The organism is Streptomyces sp. DT190, from assembly GCF_049846985.1.
Lineage (GTDB): Bacteria > Actinomycetota > Actinomycetes > Streptomycetales > Streptomycetaceae > Streptomyces.
Map to the genome: position 1 here is coordinate 155,993 of NZ_JBNCNM010000014.1, position 23,048 is coordinate 179,040.

Genomic DNA, 23,048 nt, shown 5'->3' on the forward strand with positions numbered 1-23,048 from the left:
GCCGCTCAGGCGAGTGTCACGTCACACCGGTGGGTGGCGCAGGCCGTGCCGGGGGTGATGCGCAGCCGCAGCCTGCGGCCCGTGGACAGGACTTCGACGGTCTCGTCCGCGTGGAGGACCCGGCGCACCGGGCGGTCCCAGGTGATCTCCAGCGGCTCCCCGGTGCGGGGCGGCTCGCTCACGCGGAGGGTGGCGGCGGGGCCCTCGCCGACGGTCAGCACGCAGGCGCCCGCGGAGGCGGTGAGCGGTCCCGCGGTGCCGGGCCGCCAGAAGTTCGCGGCCGTCAGGCCGAGGGAGGGCACCCGGATCGCCTGGCGGGCGGGGTCGTTGGCGAGGACCGACAGCCAGTGGCGGTCGGCGGCACGGCGCGCGACCGCCCGGCGGGACGCCCCGGGCATCAGCACGTACGCGTAGTGGGCGTCGACGGGGTCGGTGCCGTGGTCGAGCCAGAGCGTCTGCCAGCGGCGGGTGCGGCGCTCGGTGGTGCCGCCGGTGTTGATGTCGGACCAGGCGCCGGTGCGGTCCTCGCGCAGTGCCCTCGGCTCCCCGTCGAGCAGCACCCAGCCGCCGTGGCCGTCCAGGTGGGCCCAGCCGGGGCCCCGGGCGAAAGCCGGGGTGCCGTTCTCGCCGAGGTTGCGGTTGTCGACGACCGTCTCGACCGGGACGCCGTCGGTGCAGGTGATCCCGGCTCCCAGGCAGATCACCGCGTCCTCGGCGCAGAACCAGGACTTGCGGGCCTGCAGGGTGGAGCCGAGGCCCTTGAGGTGCTGGCCGAGCGCCGCGTAGGTGCCGTCGGTGGTGCCGCCGACCCAGCGGGCGTCCGGGCGGGCCGCGCCCCATTCGCCGCCCTCCCGGTCGGCCAGCCGCCGGGTGGAGACGGTGGTGCCGGGCAGCCGGTACCAGTCGACGGTCGGCCAGTACCAGTCCGTGTACTGGTCGCTCGCGCCGGACCACCAGCTGACCATGCCCGCGCCGGTGTGCCAGCCGCGCGGGTTCTCGCCGTTGCCGCACTCGTAGTGGGCGATGCGGTCACTGGCCATGGCGATGTTCACGGTGAAGCCGGGGCGGCGGTGCACGGCGCGGTCCATGGCGGCGAAGAGGTGGTGGCCGGCGGGTTCGGGGGCGGCCGGGACCGGGGCGGCGGCGACGGTGTGCAGCCGGGCGAGGGTGGCGACGCCGAACTGCGGGGCCGTCAGCAGGGGTGTGACGGTGTCGCGTTCGATCCAGCCCTTGATGCGGGCGTGCCAGCGGTCGCGTTCCGCCGGGCTCGCGCCGGCCGCGAGGAGGGCGATGGCGGCGATGAGTTGATGGCCGTGGTAGTGGTCGCTGCGCATGACCCCGCGGTCGTCGGTGCGCAGGCGGCCGCGGCTGATGGCGCGGCCGTTGACGCTGTCCATGACCAGGCCGTCGTGGATGAGCGGCGCGTAGGCCCGCTCGACGCTGTCGAGGACGATCTGCCGGTTCGGGTCGGTGACCTCCCAGCCGGATCCGGCGAGCAGGGCGAAGAGGCGGCCGAGGCCGTCGAGCATGACCTGGCCGTAGGTGCCCGAGTAGGCGACCCAGGTGTGCTGGACGAAGGAGCCGTCGGCGTGGAGGCCGTCGCCGCGGGTGACGTACGGGAAGACCGGCGAGAGGGCGTCGCGGGCGAGGGCGATCTTGGTTGGGGCTCGGCCGAGGATGCCGCGCAGGGCGACGGAGCGGCACAGGTCGACGCGGTTGGCTCCGGTGGAGGTGCCGGAGTAGTCGCCGAGGGCCGAGTCGGGGACGAAGTGGTCGACGGCGGCGCAGGCGGCCTCGATCCGGGCGTCGCCCAGCCGGTCGTACAGGGCGGCCGTGATGTCCAGGAGCAGGCGCGGGCTGCCGATCTGCCACTCCCACCAGTTGCCGTAGCGGGTGGTGGCGGGGTGGTAGACGGTGGCGGCGAGGTGGTCGAGTCCGCGCAGGACGCCGGTGAGCAGGTCCGGGTCCCCGGTGGAGCCGGTGCCCTGCTGGACGTGGGCCCGGGTCATGGTCCACAGGCGGTTGTAGCTGAGGGTGATGCCGGCCGGCGGGTCGAAGGGGTGCCCGGGCCACAGGGAGTTCGCCGTCGGGGCCATCCGCGCGAGCAGGTCCCGGGCGAGTGCGCCGGTCCCGGCGAGCCGGGAGGCGTACGGCTCGGCGGCCGGGTCGTAGCCCGTGCCGAGCGCGATGCCGAGCCAGCGCCGGCGCAGGGTGTCGTACGGGTCTTCGGGCGGTGCCCCGGTCCGGGCCGCGGGCCTCGCGCCCCCGGTCGCCGCCAGGGCCGCGGCGGCCAGCAGCAGGGCCCGGCGACCGGGCCGGGCCGGACCGGCGGCTTCGCCCTGACGGTGAAGGGACAGGCGACGCTGCGAAGTCATGCCCATGCCCTACCACGGGGAGCCGCTCACCTGAACGGAGGATCCGGCCGGAGTGACCGGAATGGCGGAACGAGCCGACGCGGGGGGCAGGTGCGCTGTCCGCCGGGCTTCTTGCGGGAGAGCGCCCCGGCCGCCGGGGCAGGGGCCGGAGCGGGGGCCGGAGCTGCGGGGCGGGGGCCGGAGCTGCGGGGCGGGGTGGGGAACATGGGCGCGGGCGGCGGAGGGCGGTGGTCCTTCCGGAAGCGGCTGCGGGCGAGGGCTTCAGCGGGGTGCAGGTGTTCGAGGCCCGGCATGCGCCTGACCGGGGCGCCGGAAGCGCCGCAGACCTTCCGGTGCGGCCGCGAGGGGAGCTCTCCCCCGGGCCGTCCGGCGCCCGGATCGACACCGGATCGGGCGGCCGTCGGACCGGCTGCACAGGCAGCCCCGGCACCGGCCGCTGCGGGCGTCCTCGTCGGGATCCCGTACCGCGGAGAGCGCCGCGCATCACCGTGCCACCGAGCGTCCGGCACCGGCGCAGCCGGCCACCGGGCAGGCGGCCTCGGGCTCTCAGCCCAGGCGGTCTCGCAGGCGGCGGAGCAACCCCGGGCCCGGCTCGCCGGTGCGGGTGCCGGGGGGCGGGCGCAGGTACGCCTCGTCCTCGTGGCGGCGGACGGCGTCGAAGATCGTGCCGGCGACGTGGCCCGGGGACGGGAGGCCGGCGTGGGAGCCGTCGGCCGGGCCCGGGGCGACGCGGGTGACGCCGACGCCCGTGCCGCGCAGTTCCTCGCGGAGGGCCTCGGCGAAGGCGGCCAGGCCGGCCTTGGCGGCGGCGTACACCGCTTCCTGCCGTAGGTCCCCGGGGCGCTGAAGCGCGTCGAGCAGCACCACGCGGCCCCGCCCGGCCGCGATCATCGTCGGCAGGACCTCGCGCACGAGGTGCAGCGTGGCGTTGAGGTTCAGGGTCAGCACCCGGTCGATGTCGGTGTGCGGCATGGCGGCGAAGGGGCCCGCCCAGCCGATGCCCGCCCCGGCGACCAGGGCGTCGATCCGGCCGGTGCGGTGCAGCGCGGACCGGGCCAGCAGGCGTGGGCCGTCCGGGGCGGCGAGGTCGGCGGGCAGCACGACGGCCGACGTGCCGGCGGCGGTCCGCTCCAGGCGGTACCGGTCGTGTCCGCTGAGCAGCAGCTGCCAGCCGTCCAGGGCGAAGCGCCGTGCCGTGGCCGCCCCGACGTCCGAGGAGGCACCGGTGACCAGGGCCACGGGCCGGTCGAGACGCCGTTCCGGCCCGTACACGCGCGTCCGGGCGGGGACGGGCGCGCCGGGATCGCGTGGGGTGGCGCCCGCCGGTGGGTCGTAGGCCGAACCGGAGCCGGTGAGTGTCACGAGTCGTCTCCCCTGCGCTGTGCCTCGTCTGTCTCCCTACGGTCCTTTGCTACGGAACCCCGTCTCCCGGGGCTTCGCCACCGCACCTCCCCGCCCCGGCGGTCCGCGCTCACCCGCCGCCGGGCCCGCCACCCAGGCGAACCGCAGGCCACGGCCGTCCGCGGCCGCGGGGCGCGGGACCACCCGTGCGGGGCCGCCGGATGCCGCCAGGCGGCGGTACGGGCGAACCGCGGGACATCCGTTGCGGACACACCCGCCGAAGATGTTGAACATTGAACGGAATAGGTCTACGGTGGAGCGCGTTAGGTAGTTCAACATTCAACATAAGCCGCAGGAGGCACCCCATGAGCATCTTCAGCCGCACCGACGCCGAGACCGCCACCGCCACGGGCACCGCCGTGACCCCGGAGCTCGCCGCCCTGACCGGCGACTACACGATCGACCCCGCGCACTCCACGATCGGGTTCGTGGCCCGCCACGCCATGGTCACCAACGTCAAGGGCAGCTTCCAGGACTTCACCGGCACGCTCCATCTCGACGGCACCGACCCGGCGCGCTCCACCGCCTCGCTCGACGTCGTGATGGACAGCATCGAGACGGGCAACGCCGACCGCGACGGGCACCTGAAGAGCGCGGACTTCTTCAAGGCGGACGAGTTCCCGACCATGACGTTCCGCTCCACCAAGGCCGAGGCGCTCGGCGGCGACGACTACCGCATCACCGGCGACCTGACGATCCTCGGCACGACCCGCCCCCTGACCATCGACCTGGAGTTCAACGGCGCCGCGAAGGACCCGTTCGGCAACGAGCGCGTCGGCTTCGAGGGCAAGGCGCAGATCCTGCGCTCGGAGTGGGGTCTGACCTGGAACGCCGCGCTGGAGACCGGCGGCGTCCTGGTCTCCGACAAGATCAAGCTCAGCTTCGACATCTCGGCGATCCGGAACGCGTGAACCGGCGGCACCGGCCCGGCGAACCCCCGCCGGGCCGGCCTGGCCGGATCGCGCCCCTTGTGCGAGAACCGCCGGCGTTCTCATAATCCAGCAGCAAGAATTGACCAGTCCATGCCAGCACATGGACGTTCTTTTTGCCCATGCTGCTGTCATGTTCTCGTCAATCTGATGCTTCGGTTGCACCTCCCCAGTCAACCCCCCACGGAAGGCATCACGTTGAAGAGACTCCTCACCGCCCTCAAGAGATGCGCGGCCCTCGGCGCCGCCGCCCTCGCGATCGCCAGCCTCCAGCCCGTCTCCTCCGCACAGGCCGCCCCCTCGCCGGTCGTCGGCGGAACCCGTGCCGCGCAGGGTGAGTTCCCGTTCATGGTCCGGCTCTCCATGGGCTGCGGCGGCGCGCTCTACACCCAGCAGATCGTGCTCACGGCCGCGCACTGCGTGGGCAGCTCCGGCAACAACACGAGCATCACCGCCACCGCGGGGGTCGTCGACCTCCAGTCCACCAGCGGCCGGGTCCAGGTCCGCTCCACCAAGGTGCTGCGGGCCCCCGGCTACAACGGCACCGGCAAGGACTGGGCGCTCATCAAGCTGGCCCAGCCCATCAACCTGCCGACCCTGAAGATCGCCACCACCACGCAGTACAACACCGGTGACTTCACCGTGGCCGGCTGGGGCGCGAACCGGGAGGGCGGGGCCCAGCAGCGCTACCTGCTGAAGGCGACCGTGCCGTTCGTCAGCGACGCCGCCTGCCGTGCCTACGGCGGTCTGTACAGCGGCCTCGTCGCGAACGAGGAGATCTGCGCCGGCTTCGACGCGGGCGGCGTGGACACCTGCCAGGGCGACTCCGGCGGCCCGATGTTCCGCAAGGACAACGCCGGCAGCTGGATCCAGGTCGGCATCGTCAGCTGGGGCGAGGGCTGCGCCCGGCCCGAGGCACCCGGCGTCTACACGGAGGTCTCGACGTTCGCCTCCGCCATCGCTTCGGCGGCGTCCACGCTCTGACCCGCCGTTCATCGGCGTCCACCCTCTGACTCGCCGTTCATCGGCGTCCACCTTCTGACTCACCGTTCATCAGGCCCGGCGCCGCGTGGCGCCGGGCCGTCCGGTGCGTGCGGGATGCCGGGTCCTGTCGGTGCGTGCGGGACGCCGGGTCCTGTCCGGTGCGTACGTGGCGCCCGGTGCGGCGTCCCCGCACGGTGACGGTGCCTCGCCGCCCGGCGATGTCGCCCGGCGATGCCGGCCGGCAGTGTCGGCCCGCGGTGTCGGTCGGCGCGGGGCGCGGTACCGGCCGGGGTCAGCGGTCCGGCTCGTCGCGGGACTCCAGCTCGGCCACGGCGGAGGCCACTTGGGACTCCCGGGCGCTCGGCGTCCTGGCGCGCAGGACGCCGAGCATCGCCAGGTAGCGGTCCGTGCGCCCGAGCGCCCGGAAGGCCGCCGCGGCCCGCGGGCTGCGCTCCAGTGCCGCCGCCAGGTCGTCGGGGACCTCGGCCTCCTTCTGCGACGCGTACGCCGCGTCCCACCGTCCGTCCGCCCGCGCGGCCGCCACCTCCGCGAGCCCGCCCGGACGCATCCGGCCCTCGGCGGTCAGTTCGCCGACCCGCCGGACGTTGACCGCGGACCAGAGGCTGCCGGGGCGGCGCGGGGTGATCCGCTGGAGGTAGCGCGAGGCGTCGAGGCCCTTGCGCTGCCCGGTGATCCAGCCGTGGCACAGCGCCACGTCGTTGACGTCGGCGGCGCTGACGGAGGGGATGCCCGTGCCCTTCTTCGCGACCTCGACCCACAACCCGGGGTGCGGGGCCGGATGGGCCGTCAGCCAGGCGTCCAGCTCGGCCACGGTCGCGAAGGCGAGGGGGCCGGTGTCGTCTTCGGCGGTCATGGCACCACCGTAGGCAGGCGGTAGGACAGCTGCCGTCCGCTATGCGAGCAGGGCGCGGGCCTGTTCGCGGGCCGAGGCGGCGGCGTCCGGGAAGATGCCGAGGCCGTGCGCGACCAGGGCGCCCTCGTGCAGCAGCATCAGCGTCCGGGCCAGTTCGCCGGCCCGGTCCGGGGCGATGTCCGTGACGAGCCGGGTGAACAGGTCGAGCATCCACTGCTTCTGCCCGGTGATGACCGGGTGGGCCGGGTGGGCGGGGTCGCTGATCTCCGCGTGGGCGTTGACCATGCTGCACCCCTTGGGGCTGCGGTCCGCGGCCCAGGCGCCCGTGGCGTCGAAGACGGCCAGGACCCGAGCGCGCGGATCGGGTCCCGCCGCGTCCAGGTGCCCGGCGAGGAACTCCCGCCAGCGCTCGTCCCGGTCCGCGAGGTACTCCACGACGATCTGCTCCTTGGAGCCGAACCGGTCGTAGAGGGTCTTCTTCGTCACCCCCGCCTCGGCTGCGATGAGGTCCACGCCGACCGCGTGGATGCCGCGCTCGTAGAACAGCCGGGCGGCGGCGTCCAGGGCGCGGCGGGCGGCGGGCGTCATGGTGATGCGGCGCGGTGCCGGCGGGGTCGGCGCGGTGGTGCTCATGGCACCAGAGTATACCGATCTGTATAGTGGCCGGAAGAAAGAGGTATACCGATCTGTCTACTGGTGGTGACGGCGTGAACATCTTCCTGTCCCTCGCCTTCGTCCTGTGCTGGAGCTCCGGCTTCATCGGCGCCAAGCTCGGCGCGGGCAGCGCGTCCGCGCTCACGATCCTGATGTGGCGGTTCCTGCCGCTGGCCGTCGTCCTCCTCGCCGTCGCCTTCGCGATGCGGCCGGCCTGGCGGGGACTCACCGCCCGGGACGTCACCCGGCAGGCCGTGGTCGGCGTGCTGTCGCAGAGCGGCTATCTGCTCAGCGTCTACTACGCCATCCAGCTCGGTGTCTCCAGCGGCACCACGGCCCTGATCGACGGGGTGCAGCCCCTGGTCGCCGGGGCCCTCGCGGGACCGCTGCTCGGGCAGTACGTCTCGGGCCGGCAGTGGCTCGGCCTGGGTTTGGGGCTGAGCGGCGTCGCCGTGGTCACCCTGGCCGACGCGGCGGCCGGCACCGGCGTGGCCTGGTGGGCGTACGCCGTGCCGCTGCTCGGCATGCTGTCGCTGGTCGCGGCCACGTTCCTGGAGAGCCGCTCCCGCTCGCGGGTCGCGCCCTCGGTGTCGCTGACCGTCCACTGCGCCACCAGCGCCCTCCTCTTCAGCGTGCTGGCGCTGGGCGCCGGGGCCGCGGTGCCGCCGGCCGACACGGAGTTCTGGGTCGCGGTGGCCTGGCTGGTGGGGCTGGCCACGTTCGGCGGCTACGGGCTGTACTGGCTCATCCTGAAGCGCTCCGGCGTCACCAAGGTCAACACGCTGATGTTCCTCATGGCGCCGGTGACGGCCGTCTGGGGCGCGCTGATGTTCGGGGAGCCGTTCGGCGTCCAGACCGCCCTGGGGCTGGCCGTCTGCCTCGTGGCCGTCGTCGTCGTCCACCGCGGCGGCGGGCGCGCGGACCCGGCCGTGACCGCGGCCCGGGGCGGGCCGTCGGAAAACCGGTGGACCCGCTCCCCCGGGCGCGCCTAGCCTGCGGGGCATGTCCAGCCCCGAGGCGTCCAGACTGCGGCCACCGGCACTCCGGTGGCTGCTCGTGACGCCGATGCCGGGCCGCTGAGGCTGCCCGCTCGCTCCGCTGCCGGTGCGCCGTCCGACGTGTCTCGTCCGTCGTCGACTTCCGGGTGCGGAGTTCTTTCATGCCGTTCGCTCTTGTCATGCTGGGCCTTGCCGTGTTCGCGCAAGGCACGTCCGAGTTCATGCTGTCCGGGCTGGTGCCGGACATCGCGCGGGATCTGGGGGTGTCCGTTCCCGCGGCGGGGGCGACTGCCTCCGCGTTCGCCGCGGGGATGGTCGTCGGGGCGCCGCTGATGGCGGGGCTCGCGCGGCGCTGGCCGCGCCGGGGTGCGCTGCTGGCGTTCCTCGTCGTCTTCCTGGCCGTCCACGTCGCCGGTGCGCTCACCGGCAGTTTCGAGGTCCTGCTCGTCACCCGGGTGGTGGGCGCGCTCGCCGGCGCCGGGTTCCTCGCCGTCGCTCTCGTGGCCGCCGTGGGCATGGTCCCGCCGGACGCCAAGGGCCGGGCGACGTCCATGCTGCTGGGCGGGGTGACGCTGGCCTGCGTGGCCGGGGTGCCCGCCGGGGCCGTGCTGGGCGAGGTGTGGGGATGGCGGGCGGCGTTCTGGGCCGTGGCGCTGCTGTCGCTGCCGGCTCTGGTGGCGGTGGCGCGGTCCGTGCCGGGCGGTACGGCCGGGGGCCCGCCGCCCGCGCTGCGGGGTGAACTGCGGTCGCTGCGCAGCCCGCGGCTCGTGCTGACGCTGCTGCTGGGCGCCCTGGTGAACGGCGCGACCTTCTGCACCTTCACCTATCTCGCGCCGCTGGTCACCGAGGAGACGGGGCTGGGCAGCGGCTGGGTGCCCGGGGTGCTCGCGCTGTTCGGGGCCGGGTCGTTCCTGGGGGTGACCCTCGCGGGGCGGTTCGCAGACCGGCGTCCCGTGCCGGTGCTCGCCGGCGGAGGTGTGGCGGTGTGCGCGGGCTGGTGCCTCCTGGCCCTCGGGGCCGGGCACCCGGCACCGGCGCTCGCGCTCGTCCTCGTCCAGGGGGCGCTGTCCTTCGGCGTCGGCTCGACGCTGATCTCCCGGGCCCTCTACGCGGCCCCGGAGGCCCCCACGCTGGCCGGGGGTTTCGCCACGGCCGCGTTCAACGTCGGTGCGGTGCTGGGCCCGTGGGCGGGCGGAGCGGCCATCGACGCCGGGTTCGGCTACCGATCGCCGGTATGGGTCAGCGCGGGGCTGGTCGCGGTTGCGGGTGGCGTGGCGGGGGTGGCGTGGCGCCGGCGAGGGCGAGCCGTACCGCGCCGCTGAGCCCTGGGCGCGGGGGGCGGCCGGGGCGGGGCGGTGCTCTCCCCCGGGGCCGGAGGGGACTGCTGTTGTCGCGCTGAACGGCTGGTGGACCGTGCCGGGCCCGGGCGGACGACGGGACCCAGGGCAGGCCATGCCGGGCTCGGACAGACGGCGGGAGCCGGGGCGGGCCATGTCAGGCCCGGACAACGGCGGGACCCAGGGCGGGCCATGTCAGGCCCGGACAGACGGCGGGACCCGGCGCGGCCGTATCAGGCTCGGACGAACGGCGGGACCGGCGTGGGGCGAATCAAGCCCGGACCGACGGCGGGACCGGCGTGGGGCGAGTCAGGCCCGGACGGACAGCGGGATCCGGGGTGGGCCACGTCAGGCCCGGGCGGACAGCGACCCCGCGCTCAGAAGCCGCCGCCGAAGTCGCCTCCCCCGCCGCCGCCGAAGTCCCCACCCCCGCCACCGCCGAAGTCGCCGCCGAAGTCGCCGGCGTTGAAGTCCGCGCCCGAGACGTCGCCGCCCTCGTAGCCGCCGAAGTCGCCGTAGCCGGAGCCGTAGTCGGCCCCGTAGGCGGGGCCGGCCATCATGCTGCCGAGCATGGTGCCGACGAGGAGGCCGGGCAGCAGGCCACCGCCGAAGTAGCCGCCGGCCCAGGGGCCGTAGGCCGGGCCGGCCTCCCAGTACGGGCGGCGGCCGTAGTCGGTGTCGACCTCGCGGATCACCGGGTCACGGCCTTCGGCGAGCCGGGTGCGGTCGGCCGCGCAGACCGGGACCTGGCGCACGGCACCCCCCGGCGGCGTCCAGTTCGCGTCGGCGACCGACGGGCCGTGCCGCGGGTCGAAGAAGCAGGGCGGCCGGCGCTCGGGCAGCGGCTCGCCCGCGCGGCGCGCGACGAGTCGCGCCAGGGAGAACCGGCCGTCCTCGACGGCCTCGGTGACGGCCTTGACGTCCTCCGGCCGCGTCGCGGCGGCCATCAGGGACTTCGCCCGCTCGTAGGCGTCCAGCGCGTGTGCGTAGTCGTCGCGCATCGCGTCGTCGGCGCCGGGCTCGCCGGGGTGGAAGTCGAGGCGGTCGAGTTCCTCGCCGAACGCGGTGATGTCCTCGTCGACGACCACCCGCAGCTTCTCCAGCGCGGCCCGCTGCTCCTCCTCGTGGCGGCGCCGGTTGCGCCGGACCATCGCGTAGGCGCCCGCGCCTCCGGCCGCGACCAGGGCGCCGACCGTGATCAGCCCGCCGACCGGTACGTCGGTGCCCGAGCCGTCGCTCCAGCTGCTCGGCGCCGAGCCGCCCACGTTGCGCAGGGCGTCGTCGACGAAGTCGTTCAGCTGGGCCTTGGCGTCCCCCGAGCCGCGCACGGCCGTGACCAGGTTGGACACCGCCTGGGGGCTCATCACCGCGCTGTCCGCGCGGGCGTCGAACTCGTCGCCGAGACGGATGCCGTACAGGCCGGTCACGCCGGTCTCGGTGCGGAGGTTGCGGAAGAGGTCCTGTGTGGGATAGCCGTCCGGCAGGACCGCCACGAAGACGGGCTTGTCGGCGTCCCTGATCTTGTCGGCGAGCGCCTCCGCGTCCGACTCCGCGAGCTGGCCGCGGGCGGCCGGATCGACGTAGACGGGGCTCTCGCGCAGTTCACGGGCGACCGTCGTCAGGTCCGTGGCCGCGTGCGCACCGGGCGCACCGGCCAGGAGCACCGCCAGGACGGCGGCGACCGGCACGATCAGCAGGCGTACGACAGTGCGCACCAGTGCGGCCTTCATATGTTCGAAGCTACCTGAATCGGTACAGAAACGGATATCTGTGAGGGCAGGGATTTCGGAGCGCGGCTGCGCCTACGATGCCTCCTGGCCCACTGCCGTGGGCCGGTCCGGCCGGTCCGGCCGAGCGGTCGCAGCAGAAGGGGCGGGAAGAGGGGCATGTTCGGAAGACGCGGAGCGGCGGACATGACGGTGTCCGAACTCGCCGAGCTGGACCGGTCACGGACACGGTCCGACCTGCTGTGGGAGCTGTTCCGGCACGCCGAGGCCGAGGTGAGGTCGGCGATCGGCTGGTACCTGGCCCGGCGCCGGGGGCCGGCGATGTGGTCCCGGTCGCTGCGGGCGCTGGCCGCGCTCCTGGGCATCGTCGGCACGATCACGCCGCTGGTGCACGCCGCCGCGCCCACGGCCGTGCAGCCCGAGTGGGGCTTCGTGTTCCTGGCCGGCGGGGCGGGCTGTGTCCTGTTCGACCGGATCTTCGGCTTCTCCGCGTCCTGGACGCGCTACATCCGCACGGAACTGGCGCTGCAGCAGATCCTGAAGAGGGCGCAGTCCGACTGGGCGCAGGCGTTCCTGCGGACCACCGACTCCCCCAGCGACAAGGAGCAGGCGGCCCTGCTGCAGGTGATCGAGCGGCTGCGGACGGACGCCCAGCGGATCATCGAGGACGAGGGCACGGCGTGGGTCGGCTACCTGGCCGACGGCGTCGAGGAACTGACCCGCTCCACGGCCCAGGCCGCCGGCCAGCGCCCGCACGCCGCGGGCCTCTTCCGCCTCGACCGCACGCCCGGCCGTGACCGCGGCGGCGACCTGCCCGGGCCCCGCTCCCGCGACACGGCGATGTGACGCCCGCCCGGCCGGGCCCGGTGCCGGCTGCGGCGCCCGGGCCCGCGGGACGACTCCCCGCTACCGCACCGGTTCCACTCCGGCCCGCAGCAGGCCGTAGGTGTACGCGTCCTCCAGGGCCTGCCAGCTCGCCGCGATGACGTTGTCGGCGACACCCACCGTCGACCACTCGCCCGAGCCGTCGGACGTGGCGATCAGCACCCGGGTCGTCGAGTTGGTGCCGTGCTTGCCTTCGAGGATGCGGACCTTGTAGTCCACCAGCTCCAGCTTGGCCAGCTGCGGGTAGATCTTCTCCAGCCCGACGCGCAGGGCCCGGTCCAGCGCGTTGACCGGGCCGTTGCCCTCGGCCGTGGCGACGATGCGCTCGCCCTTCGCCCACAGCTTGACCGTCGCCTCGTTGGCGTGGGACCCGTCCGGCCGGTCCTCGACGATGGCCCGCCAGGACTCGACCTCGAAGTAGCGCAGCGGACTGCCCTGCACCTCGGTGCGCAGCAGGATCTCGAAGCTCGCGTCGGCGGCCTCGTAGGTGTAGCCCCGCAGTTCGCGCTCCTTGACCCGCTCGACGACCCGGCCGACCAGCTCGCGGTCGTCGCCGAGGTCGATGCCGAGTTCCTTGCCCTTGAGCTCGATGGAGGCGCGCCCGGCCATGTCGGAGACCAGCATCCGCATGGTGTTGCCGACCTGCTCGGGGTCGATGTGCTGGTACAGGTCCGGGTCGACCTTGATGGCCGAGGCGTGCAGTCCGGCCTTGTGGGCGAAGGCGGACACGCCGACGTAGGGCTGGTGCGTGGAGGGCGTGAGGTTGACGACCTCGGCGATGGCGTGCGAGATGCGGGTCATCTCGCGCAGGTGCCCGTCGGGCAGGACCTTCTTGCCGTACTTCAGCTCCAGGGCCGCCACGACCGGGAAGAGGTTGGCGTTGCCGACGCGCTCGCCGTAGCCGTTGGCCGTGCACTGCACGTGGGTCGCGCCCGCGTCGACGGCCGCGAGGGTGTTGGCCACCGCGCAGCCGGTGTCGTCCTGGGCGTGGATGCCGAGCCGGGCGCCGGTGTCCGCCAGGACCGTGGCGACGACCGCCTGGATCTGCGCCGGGAGCATGCCGCCGTTGGTGTCGCACAGGACGACGACGTCCGCGCCGGCCCGGGAGGCCGTGCGGACCACCGACTTGGCGTACTCCGGGTTGGCGCGGTAGCCGTCGAAGAAGTGCTCGCAGTCGACGAAGACGCGGCGGCCCTGCTCCTTGAGGAAGGAGACCGTGTCCCGGACCATCTCCAGGTTCTCGTCGAGGGTCGTGCGCAGCGCGAGTTCGACATGGCGGTCGTGCGACTTGGCGACCAGCGTGACCACCGGGGCGCCGGACTCCAGCAGCGCCCTGACCTGGGGGTCCTCGGCGGCCGTGGTGCCGGCGCGGCGGGTGGAGCCGAACGCGACCAGCTGGGCGTGGCGGAAGCGGATCTCCTGCTGCGCGCGGGCGAAGAACTCGGTGTCCCGGGGGTTCGCGCCGGGCCAGCCGCCCTCGATGAAGCCCACGCCGAAGTCGTCCAGGTGCCGCGCGATGGCGAGCTTGTCCGCGACGGTGAGGTTGATGCCCTCCCGCTGGGCGCCGTCGCGCAGGGTGGTGTCGAAGACGTGGAACGAATCGTCGAGCTCGCTGGTAGCGGTCATGGTGTCAAGGCTCCTGAGGATGGGATCTCGGTCGTACCGGAGTGACCGGCTCCACCGCCCTCACATACTCCCTCGCGCTCTCGCCTTCCGGCTGTGGGTGGGCCAGAAATGCGAAAAACCTCTCGCGGGTGCGAGAGGTCTGCGCGCGGGTCGAGGACGACGGTGTCCGCCCGTACCTGGTCGTACGTGGCGGTCACTGCGGACCGGCGCGCCTGCTGCCAATAATCATGGCGAACGAGAGCACGGGGGCAGTCTGGCACAACCCCCGTACCTCGCTCACGGTTGTCTCAGGATGCGGTCGGTCACTTCAGGTGGCGGACGTAGACGTGCGAGGTGTCGTACGTGTCGCCGGGCACGAGGTCGGGCGAGGGGCTCGCGAAGGCGACCGTGCGGCCGTGCCGGTCGAGGACCGGGGTGGACACGCTCTGGTCGTTGCCGCCGCCCCGGGTGTCCGGGCTGGCCAGGACCGTGCGCCCGGTGCGCAGGTCGCGGACGTACGCGCGGTGGACGTGGTCGGTGTCGCCCGGGTCGGCCGAGACGAAGACCAGGTGGCGGTTGTCGGCACTGAGCTGCCCGAAGGCGGTGAAGGCGGCCGGGTCGGCGGCGTCGATCCGGCGCAGCTCGCCCGTCTTCAGGTCGCGGACGAAGACGTTGTGCCCTCGGTTGGTGTCGCCGGGCGTGAGCTGCGCGTCGAGGGAGCTGAAGACGGCGTACCGCCCGTCGGCGCTGATCTGCGGGGACTCCGACTGCCCGTCGGAGGTCCGGCCGTCGGGGGCCCGGTCGGCCTGGATCAGCTCGCCGCTCGGCACGTCCCGGACCCAGGCGTCGCTCCAGTCGCCGGAGGCGGGGTGCGGGACGAAGAGCCGGTAGGCGACGCGCTTGCCGTCGGCGCTGAGCGTCGGGTCCGCCGCGGCGGTCCTGCGGTCCCCCGCGGCGGGGAGCTGGCTGATGCGGACGGTCGCGCCGCTGCTGCGGTCGACGCGGTAGACGCGGGCCCAGCGGTCCTCGCCCTCCGGGAGTCCGGACTGCTGGGCGACGAAGGCGACGTACCGGCCGTCGGCGCTCAGGGCGGGCTGCCGGCCGGTGTCGTAGCCCGGGGCGACGGTGTCCTCGATGCGCTGCAGGGCGCCGGTGCCGAGGTCCTCGACCCAGACGTGGCTCCGTCCGTCGCCGGGGTCGGTGGCGCTGAAGGCCAGGTGTCGGCCGTTGCCGCTGAGGGCGACGTCGTCGACGGAGCCGGGCACGGAGGCGCCGGCCATCCTGGTCGTGCCGGTCCTCAGGTCGCGCACGAAGGCGTCGGCGGTGCCGTCGGTGTCGCCGGCGACGAGGTTGTCGGCGCTGGAGACGAAGGCCAGACGGCGGCCGTCGGCGCTCAGACTCGGGCCGCCGGAGGGGCCGTTGCCCTCGGTGCCGTCCGGGGCGACGCTCGCCTTCTCGGTACGCGGCGCCGTGGGCGCGGCGGTCGCGGGCGGTGCGGCGGCGGCGCCGAGCGCGACGGCCAGGGCCACGCCGAGCACGCCGGACGTGACCCTCCTGGTGCTTCTCATGTGCTGTTCCCCCTGTGTCCCCGTGGACGCTTCTCCCCCGGCCCCGCGCCGAGGGCATCCCCTGAGCCAACCGCACCGGCCGTCACCGGGTCAATCCGTCGTATTGAGTACAACCCGGGCGGGCGTTCAGGCGTCCGCGAGGAGCCCGTCGCTGAGGAACTCGCGCACATGGCCGAGGACTTGGGTCCGGTCTGTGCCGCGCAGGCCGATCGCCACGTGGATGGAGAGGCCGTCCAGCAGGGCGCGCAGCCGGGCGGCGAAGCGGTCCGGGTCGACGCGGCGGAACTCGCCGCGCGAGATGCCCTCGGCGAGCAGGGCGACCAGGTCGCGGTGCCAGGCGCCCTCGATGGCCGCCTGCCGGTCGCGGGCGTCCTCGTCGGCGCCCTGCGAGCGGTTCCAGACCTCCAGCCACAGGGTCCAGTGCGGGTCGCGGTGGCCGTCGGGGACGTACAGGCCGACGTAGGCGTCGAGCCGCTCGCGGGCGGAGGCGGCCCGGGCCAGCAGGCGGGCCCGCTCGGCCCCGAGCCGGCCCTCGCTCCACTCCAGGGTGCGCAGCAGCAGTTCGTCCTTGGAGCCGAAGTAGTAGAGCAGGTGCCCGCTGCTCATCCCGACCTCGCGTCCGAGCGCGGCCATGGTGAGCTTCTCCAGACCGCGCTCGGCGATCATCGCCATGGCGGCGGCGAGCACGTCCTCGCGGGGCGGGGCGGGGGTACGGCGACGGGGCGCGGCGGCTGAACTCACCGACTCGCCCTCACGCCCGTGCCGGGGACCGCCGCGGCCGAATCGGGGGCGGCCGCGTGCGGCCGTCGGTCCGCGGAGCCCGGGGGTGGGGACGCGAAGCCCGACGCACGACCCGTAACGCCCGGCCTACAGGGCGTCGAGGGGACTGCGACCGGGCTGGGCTCCGGCGGGTGCGCCGTGTGCTGCCCGGCTCGGGGGGCGGGCCGGGGAGGGGCCGGGTGGTCACGCTGGTCGGGGCCGGGCCCCGGCGGGAGCCCGGGCGACTCGGTGCGGTGGCGGCCGCGGGACGCGCGGTGCGGCGTTTCGTTCACCCGTACGTTCTACCTGACGGCCGTCCTCGGCTGCTGCTGCGTGATGCAGTGGATGCCTCCGCCGCCGGCGAAGATCGTCCGGGCGTCGACCAGGGTCACGGTCCGCTCGGGGAAGAGGCGGCGGAAGATCCCGGCGGCGATCTCGTCGCGCGGGTCGTCGAAGGCGCACAGCACCACGCCGCCGTTGCAGAGGTAGTGGTTGATGTACGAGTAGTCGGCCCAGTGGCCGTCGGCCTCCAGCACGGTGGGGGCGGGGACCTCCACGACCTCCAGGCGCCGGCCGCGCGCGTCCGTCTGCGCCTTCAGCAGGCCGATGACCTCCCGGGTCACCTCGTGGTCGGGGTGGGCGGGGTCCGGCTGGGAGTGCGCCACGACGACGCCCGGGCGGGCGAACGCCGCGACGATGTCGACGTGCCCGAGGGTGCCGAAGCCGTGCGGAGGATAGTCACCGGTCAGGCCGCGCGGCAGCCAGATCGCCTTGCGCGTGCCGAGCTGCGCGTGGATCTCGGCCTCGACCTCCTCGCGGCTCCACCCGGGGTTGCGCTCGGGTCCGAGCTGGACCGTCTCGGTCAGCAGGACCGTGCCCTCCCCGTCCACGTGGATCGCGCCGCCCTCGTTGACCAGCCGCGAGGCGTACGTCCGGGCCCCGGCGAGGTCCGCCACGTGCGCGCCGATCTTCGCGTCGTGCTCCCAGCGGGCCCACTCTTGGGCGCCCCAGCCGTTGAACGTCCAGTCGACGGCGGCCAGTTCGCCCTGTCCGCCGATGAGGAAGGTGGGGCCGACGTCGCGCATCCAGGCGTCGTCGAGGTCCCGTTCGACGGTGTCGACGTCCGGCCCGAGCAGCGCGGCGGCCTCGGCGGCCTGCCCGGGCCCGCACACCACCGTCACCGGTTCGAAGCGGCGCACCGCGCGGGCCACCGACGCCCAGGCGGCGCGGGCGGCGGCGAGTTCGCCGGGGGCGTCGAAGGTGGGGTTGTGGGACGGCCAGGCCATCCAGGTGCGCTCGTGCGGCACCCATTCGGCGGGCATGCGGAAGCCGTCGGCGGCTGCGGGCATCGTTGACCTCAGAGGAAGTAGAGACGGTTGAGGGAGACGGAGTCGGCCGGTGCGGAGCGCAGCGGCTCGCCGTCGAGCGTGACCAGACCCGTGCGCTGGTCGACGTCCACGGCCCCGGTACGGGAGTTGCGGCGCAGGTCGGCCGGGCCGATGCCGCGCGTGCCGCGCACCGCGACCCGGCGGCGGCGGGTGGGCAGCAGGTCGTGCCCCCGGTCGAGGGCGGCCCGCGCGACGAAGGCCACCGAGATCTCGGCCGGGGTCGCCCCGTGCGCGCCGAACTGCGGCCCGAGCACGAGGGGTTCGCAGGTGTCGGTCGCCGCGTTCGGGTCACCGGTCACGCCGTACGCCGGGAAGCCGGCCTTGAGCACCAGCTGCGGCTTGGCCCCGAAGTACTCCGGCCGCCACAGCACGATGTCGGCGAGTTTGCCCACCTCCAGCGACCCGACCTCGTGGGCCAGGCCGTGGGCGATGGCCGGGTTGATGGTCAGCTTGGCCATGTAGCACAGGACGCGGTCGTTGTCGTGCCCCTCGCCGGGGGCGCCGAGTTCGGCCTTCATCTTCCCGGCCATGGCGAAGGTGCGGCGGACCGTCTCGCCCGCCCGCCCCATGCCCTGCGCGTCCGAGGAGGTGATGCCGATGGCACCCAGGTCGTGCAGGACGTCCTCGGCGCCCATGGTCCCGGCGCGGATGCGGTCGCGGGCCATGGCGGCGTCGCCGGGCAGGTCCGTCTTGAGGTCGTGGACCGAGACGATCATGCCGTAGTGCTCGGCGACGGCGTCGCGGCCGAAGGGCAGGGTCGGGTTGGTGGAGGAGCCGATGACGTTCGGCACGCCGGCCATCTTCAGGACGTTGGGGACGTGCCCGCCGCCGCAGCCCTCGATGTGGAAGGCGTGGATGGTCCGGCCCTCCAGCACGCGCAGGGTGTCCTCCACGGAGAGGCACTCGTTCAGGCCGTCGCTGTGCAGGGCGACTTGGACGTCGTGCTCCTCGGCGACCCGCAGGGCGGTGTCCAGGGCCCGGGTGTGGGCGCCCATGTCCTCGTGGACCTTGAAGCCGCTGGCGCCGCCCTCGGCGAGGGCCTCCACCAGGGGTGCCTCGTGCGAGGAGGAACCCCGGCCGAGGAAGCCGATGTTGACCGGCCAGGCGTCGAAGGCGCCGAACGCGTGCCGCAGCGCCCAGGGCGAGTTGACGCCGACGCCCCACACGGGGCCGAACTCCTGCCCGATGATCGTGGTCACGCCGGAGGCGAGCGAGGCCTCCATGACGCGCGGCGACAGCAGGTGGACATGGGTGTCGACGGCCCCGGCGGTGGCGATGAGCCCCTCGCCCGAGACGATCGAGGTGCCCGTGCCGACGACGACGTCGACCCCGTCGAGGGTGTCGGGGTTCCCGGCCCGCCCGATGGCGTGGATGCGGCCCTCCCGGATGCCGAGGGAGACCTTGCGGATGCCCTGCACGGCGTCGATCACCACGACGTTGCTGATCACGACGTCACAGGTGTCCCGGACGGCGGCGGCCTTGAGGTGCAGTCCGTCGCGGGCGGTCTTGCCGAAGCCGGCGAGGAACTCGTCACCGGGGCGCTGGGAGTCCGACTCGACGCGGACGGTCAGCCCGGAGTCGCCGAGGCGGATGCGGTCGCCGGCGCGGGGGCCGTGGGTGGCGGCGTACTCGTACGGCGTGAGGCGACGGGCCTCGGCGGGGTGGCCTCCTGGGCGGCTCATCGCCGGTCCTCCTGCTCGGGTGTGCGCGGTACGCCGAGGTAGCCGCAGGCGGCGGCGCGGCGCAGTGCCTCCTCGCGGGCGCCGGGGGCGTCCAGCGGCCCGTCGACCAGCCCGGCGAACCCGATCGCGATCCGGTCGCCCCCGATCGGCACCAGCCCGACCTCGGCGCTCTCGCCCGGCCCGAACCGCACGGAGGACCCGGCGGGCACGGCGAGCCGCATGCCGTAGGCCTGGGCGCGGGCGAAGTCGAGCCGCGGGTTGGCCTCGAAGAAGTGGAAGTGCGAGGTGACGGAGACGGGCACCGCGGCGGTGTTGACCACCGTCAGCCGCAGGGCCGGCTCCGGCTCGGCGTGCTCCGGACCGGGCAGCAGGGCGCCCGGCGCGTCCGGTCCCGAGCCGGGTCCGATGGGGTCGGTGACGACCGCGAGCCGGGAGCCGTCGTCGAAGACCGCCTCGACGTGGACCTCGGTGACGACGTCGGCGACGCCGGGCAGCACGTCGCCGGGGCCGAGGACGGACCGGGCGGCCTCGACCGCCTCGGCCAGCCGCCTGCCGTCCCGGGCGGCCTCGCACACCGTGTCGGCGATGAGCGCGGTCGCCTCGGGGACGTTCAGCCGCAGGCCCCTGGCGCGGCGGGCGCGGGCGAGCTCGGCGGCGCCGAAGAGCAGCAACCGGTCGCGTTCGGTCGGGGTCAGCCGCATGTCACTCCCTCCATTTAGAGCATCACTCTAAACATGAATTTCCTGACACCGAAAGGTTGACGGCGGAGCATCGCGCACATCACATTGAACGTCGCTCTAACCGAGGGAGACAGCATGCCGATCGAACAGCGCGGAGTCGACACCATCCCCGAGGAGGAACGCACCAGCGGGCCACGCGACCTGGTCTCGATCCTGCTCGGCTCCAACCTCTGCCTGGGCGTGATCGTCTTCGGCTGGCTGCCGCCGTCCTTCGGCCTGGACTGGTGGTCCTCGGTCGGCGCGGTGGTGGCGGGCACGGTGGTGGGCGTGGTGCTCACCGCTCCGCTGGCGCTGGTCTCGCTGCGCACGGGCACCAATCTGTCGACGTCCTCCGGCGCCCAGTTCGGGGTCAGGGGCCGGCTGGTCGGCTCGGTGGTCGGGCTGCTGCTGGCCCTCGGCTACACCGCGCTGACGGTGTGGATCGGCGGGGACGTGATGGTGGGCGTGCTGGGCCGGCTGGCCGGACTGCCGCAGGACGACCTGTCGTACGGGATCGTCTACGGGGTGCTCGCGGCGGCGACCGTGGCGGGCGCGGTCTACGGCTACCGGGTGCTGCTCGCCCTGTCCCGGGCCCTGGCGTTCGGCATGACGGCCCTGCTGGCCCTCGGTGTGATCGCCTACGCCCCCGGCTTCACGACCGGCGCGCTGCCGGAGGCCGGCGGCTACCTGCTGGGCGGATTCTGGCCGACGTGGCTGCTGGCGGCCGTGGCGGCCGGGCTGTCCGGCCCGATCGCCTTCATCACACTGCTCGGCGACTACACCCGCTACATCTCACCGGCCCGCCACTCCTCGCGCCGGGTGTTGCACGCGACCTGGCTGGGCCTGATGCTGGGCCTGCTGGTGCCGCAGCTGTTCGGCACGTTCACGGCGTACGCGGCCCGGGCCGCCCTCGACTACGCGGGCCCGCTGGTCGACGCCGCCCCCGGCTGGTACCTGGTCCCGCTGCTGCTCGCGGCCTCGGCGGGCTCGGTCGGCAACGCGGGCCTGATGCTGTACTCGATGGGCCTGGACCTGGACGCGATCCTGCCGCGCGCGTCCCGGGCGAGGGCGACGTACACGGTCGCCCTCGTCGCCACGGCCGCCGTCTTCGCCGGGCACTACCACTCGACCGCGCAGGACGCCATGACGTCCTTCGTGCTGCTCCTGACGGCGATCGGCACACCGTGGGCGGTCATCACCCTCATCGGCTTCGCCCGCTGCGGCGGGGTCTACGACGCGGACGCCCTGCAGGTCTTCAACCGCCGCGCGCGGGGCGGCGTCTACTGGTACCGCGCCGGCTGGCACGTCCCCGCGACCCTCTCCTGGGCGGCCGGCGCGACGGCGGGCGTCCTGGCGGTGTCCCTCCCCTCGTACCAGGGACCGCTGCTGCCCCTGACGGGCGGGGTGGACGTGAGCTTCCTGCTCTCGGGCCTGGTGGGAGGGACGGCGTACCTGCTGTCGACCCCGGGCTCCGGGTCCGCGGGAAGGGACTCCGGGGTGGACGGGACGCCCGCACACCGGGCCGGCGCGGAGGACGCGCCGCACGCGACGCGGTGACGCATCGCGAGGGCGACGACCGAGGCCGAGGCCGCAAGCCCGATCCGAGCCGGAAGCCCGGGCCGGAGGCCGGAAACTGGCACCGGAGGCCGGGACCGGAAACCGGAGGCCGGGACCGGAGGCCGGGACCGGAAACCGGGACCGGAGGCCGGAGGCCGGAACCGGAAACCGGGACCGGAGGCCGAAGGCCGAAGGCCCGGGCCGGAGGCCAGAAGCCCGGGCCGGAAGCCCGGGCCGGAAGCCGGAAACTGGCACCGGAGGCCGGGACCGGAGGCCGGAAGACCGGGCCGGAAGCCGAAGGCCCGGGCCGGAGGCCGGAAGACCGGGTCGGAAGCCGGGCCGGAGGTCGGAAGCCGGGCCGAAGGCCGGAAACCGAGGCCGGAGGCTGGAAACCGGGTGTCCGTGAGGCGGGTCCGGCTTGCTGTCCGGCCGATTCGGTGGCGGGTGGGCGACGGCCGGGGGTCCGGGGGCGGAGCCCCCGGGACCAGGAGGGGGCCTAGCCCAGCTGGTGCATCCAGCCGTGCTTGTCCTCGGCCGTGCCCCGCTGGATGTCGAGCAGGGCCTGCCGCAGCCGCAGCGTGACCTCGCCCGGCTCGCCCCCGCTCTGCTTCCACTCGGCCCCGGCCCGCTTCACCGTACCGACCGGCGTGATCACCGCGGCCGTACCGCAGGCGAACACCTCGGTCAGCGACCCGTTCTCGGAGTCGCGCTGCCACTGCTCGACCGAGACCCGGCCCTCCTCCGCCTCGTACCCGAGGTCACGGGCGACGGTGAGCAGGGAGTCGCGCGTGACGCCCTCCAGGATCGAACCGGTGAGGGACGGCGTGACGATCTTGTCGCCGTACACGAAGTACAGGTTCATGCCCCCGAGTTCCTCGACCCAGGTGTGCTCCACCGCGTCGAGGTAGCAGACCTGGTCGCAGCCCTTCGCCGCGGCCTCGGCCTGCGCCAGCAGGGACGCCGCGTAGTTGCCGCCGGTCTTCGCGTCGCCCATGCCGCCGGGGACGGCGCGCACCCGGTCCTCGGAGACCCAGATGGAGACCGGCTTGACCCCGCCCGGGAAGTACGCGCCGGCCGGCGAGGCGATCACCAGGAACAGGTACTCGTTGGCCGGCTTCACACCCAGCCCGACCTCGGTCGCGATCATGAACGGGCGCAGGTAGAGGGACTCCTCGCCCCCGTGCGCCGGCACCCACGCCTTGTCCTGCCGCACCAGCGCGTCGCACGCCTCGATGAACGTCTCGACCGGAAGCTCCGGCATCGCCAGGCGGCGCGCGGACCGCTGGAACCGCTCGGCGTTCTTCTCCGGGCGGAACGTGGCGACCGAGCCGTCGGGGCGGCGGTAGGCCTTCAGACCCTCGAAGATCTCCTGCGCGTAGTGCAGGACCGTGGTGGCCGGGTCGAGGGAGATCGGCGCGTACGGCACGAGCTGGCCGTCGTGCCAGCCGCGGCCCTCCGTCCACTTGATCGTCACCATGTGGTCGGTGAAGTGGCGGCCGAACCCGGGGTTGGCCAGGATCGCCTCACGCTCGCTGGCGGACAGCGGGTGGGCGGAGGGCTTGAGCTCGATCGTGGGCGTCGTCATGGGTTGATGTCCTTCACCGGT

18 protein-coding genes are annotated in these 23,048 nt (G+C 74.2%); 6 read left to right on the forward strand and 12 right to left on the reverse strand.

What is annotated here, in order from left to right:
* Positions 1-5: 5 nt before the first annotated feature.
* The gene (locus ACPXCS_RS24200) at positions 6-2,375 is read right to left on the reverse strand and encodes a polysaccharide lyase 8 family protein (RefSeq protein WP_425947702.1); all 2,370 of its coding nucleotides are present in this window, start codon (positions 2,373-2,375) and stop codon (positions 6-8) included.
* Between the two features lie 546 nt (positions 2,376-2,921).
* Positions 2,922-3,737, reverse strand: coding sequence for an SDR family NAD(P)-dependent oxidoreductase (locus ACPXCS_RS24205; protein ID WP_425947700.1), 816 nt, complete (start codon positions 3,735-3,737; stop codon positions 2,922-2,924).
* Between the two features lie 344 nt (positions 3,738-4,081).
* Between ACPXCS_RS24205 and ACPXCS_RS24210 the strand changes: the two genes are divergently transcribed.
* The gene (locus tag ACPXCS_RS24210; protein WP_425947699.1) at positions 4,082-4,687 is read left to right on the forward strand and encodes a YceI family protein; all 606 of its coding nucleotides are present in this window, start codon (positions 4,082-4,084) and stop codon (positions 4,685-4,687) included.
* Positions 4,688-4,903: 216 nt separating this feature from the next.
* Positions 4,904-5,689: a S1 family peptidase gene (locus ACPXCS_RS24215; protein ID WP_425947698.1), complete on the forward strand. Its 786-nt coding sequence runs from the start codon at positions 4,904-4,906 to the stop codon at positions 5,687-5,689.
* A gap of 292 nt (positions 5,690-5,981) precedes the next feature.
* On the opposite strand, the gene ACPXCS_RS24220 is transcribed toward ACPXCS_RS24215, so the two are convergent.
* Both ACPXCS_RS24220 and ACPXCS_RS24225 read right to left on the reverse strand, forming a co-directional pair.
* Positions 5,982-6,563 carry a YdeI/OmpD-associated family protein gene (locus ACPXCS_RS24220; RefSeq protein WP_425947696.1) on the reverse strand — a complete coding sequence of 194 codons (582 nt, stop codon included), beginning with the start codon at positions 6,561-6,563 and terminating at the stop codon, positions 5,982-5,984.
* A gap of 39 nt (positions 6,564-6,602) precedes the next feature.
* The gene (locus tag ACPXCS_RS24225) at positions 6,603-7,196 is read right to left on the reverse strand and encodes a TetR/AcrR family transcriptional regulator (protein WP_425947695.1); all 594 of its coding nucleotides are present in this window, start codon (positions 7,194-7,196) and stop codon (positions 6,603-6,605) included.
* A gap of 74 nt (positions 7,197-7,270) precedes the next feature.
* Between ACPXCS_RS24225 and ACPXCS_RS24230 the strand changes: the two genes are divergently transcribed.
* Positions 7,271-8,209, forward strand: a complete 939-nt coding sequence (locus tag ACPXCS_RS24230; RefSeq protein WP_425947693.1) for a DMT family transporter — start codon at positions 7,271-7,273, stop codon at positions 8,207-8,209.
* 167 nt (positions 8,210-8,376) lie between these two features.
* Positions 8,377-9,537 carry a Cmx/CmrA family chloramphenicol efflux MFS transporter gene (locus ACPXCS_RS24235; protein WP_425947692.1) on the forward strand — a complete coding sequence of 387 codons (1,161 nt, stop codon included), beginning with the start codon at positions 8,377-8,379 and terminating at the stop codon, positions 9,535-9,537.
* Between the two features lie 392 nt (positions 9,538-9,929).
* On the opposite strand, the gene ACPXCS_RS24240 is transcribed toward ACPXCS_RS24235, so the two are convergent.
* A complete protein-coding gene (locus tag ACPXCS_RS24240; RefSeq protein WP_425947690.1) occupies positions 9,930-11,282 on the reverse strand; it encodes a hypothetical protein in 1,353 nt (450 codons plus the stop codon).
* A gap of 156 nt (positions 11,283-11,438) precedes the next feature.
* On the opposite strand from ACPXCS_RS24240, the gene ACPXCS_RS24245 reads away from it, so the two are divergent.
* Positions 11,439-12,125, forward strand: a complete 687-nt coding sequence (locus ACPXCS_RS24245) for an SLATT domain-containing protein (protein WP_425947689.1) — start codon at positions 11,439-11,441, stop codon at positions 12,123-12,125.
* A 60-nt stretch (positions 12,126-12,185) separates the two neighbouring features.
* Here ACPXCS_RS24245 and cimA read toward each other — a convergent pair whose 3' ends face one another.
* The 6 genes from cimA to ureA form a co-directional block, all read right to left on the reverse strand.
* On the reverse strand, positions 12,186-13,790 hold the full coding sequence (gene cimA, locus ACPXCS_RS24250) for a citramalate synthase (RefSeq protein WP_425947687.1): 1,605 nt from the start codon (positions 13,788-13,790) through the stop codon (positions 12,186-12,188).
* Positions 13,791-14,092: 302 nt separating this feature from the next.
* Entirely contained in the window at positions 14,093-15,337 is a 1,245-nt protein-coding gene (locus ACPXCS_RS24255; protein ID WP_425947686.1) for a hypothetical protein, read from the reverse strand.
* Between the two features lie 126 nt (positions 15,338-15,463).
* Positions 15,464-16,009 carry a TetR/AcrR family transcriptional regulator gene (locus tag ACPXCS_RS24260; protein ID WP_425947914.1) on the reverse strand — a complete coding sequence of 182 codons (546 nt, stop codon included), beginning with the start codon at positions 16,007-16,009 and terminating at the stop codon, positions 15,464-15,466.
* Positions 16,010-16,398: 389 nt separating this feature from the next.
* On the reverse strand, positions 16,399-17,445 hold the full coding sequence (locus ACPXCS_RS24265; protein WP_425947684.1) for an agmatine deiminase family protein: 1,047 nt from the start codon (positions 17,443-17,445) through the stop codon (positions 16,399-16,401).
* Positions 17,446-17,453: 8 nt separating this feature from the next.
* Positions 17,454-19,166: an urease subunit alpha gene (locus tag ACPXCS_RS24270; RefSeq protein WP_425947683.1), complete on the reverse strand. Its 1,713-nt coding sequence runs from the start codon at positions 19,164-19,166 to the stop codon at positions 17,454-17,456.
* On the reverse strand, positions 19,163-19,867 hold the full coding sequence (gene ureA, locus ACPXCS_RS24275; RefSeq protein WP_425947681.1) for an urease subunit gamma: 705 nt from the start codon (positions 19,865-19,867) through the stop codon (positions 19,163-19,165). The genes ACPXCS_RS24270 and ureA overlap by 4 nt, the downstream gene beginning before the upstream one ends.
* 114 nt (positions 19,868-19,981) lie before the next feature.
* On the opposite strand from ureA, the gene ACPXCS_RS24280 reads away from it, so the two are divergent.
* On the forward strand, positions 19,982-21,442 hold the full coding sequence (locus ACPXCS_RS24280; RefSeq protein ID WP_425947679.1) for a cytosine permease: 1,461 nt from the start codon (positions 19,982-19,984) through the stop codon (positions 21,440-21,442).
* A 496-nt stretch (positions 21,443-21,938) separates the two neighbouring features.
* On the opposite strand, the gene ACPXCS_RS24285 is transcribed toward ACPXCS_RS24280, so the two are convergent.
* On the reverse strand, positions 21,939-23,027 hold the full coding sequence (locus tag ACPXCS_RS24285; RefSeq protein ID WP_425947677.1) for a branched-chain amino acid aminotransferase: 1,089 nt from the start codon (positions 23,025-23,027) through the stop codon (positions 21,939-21,941).
* Between the last annotated feature and the right edge of the window lie 21 nt (positions 23,028-23,048).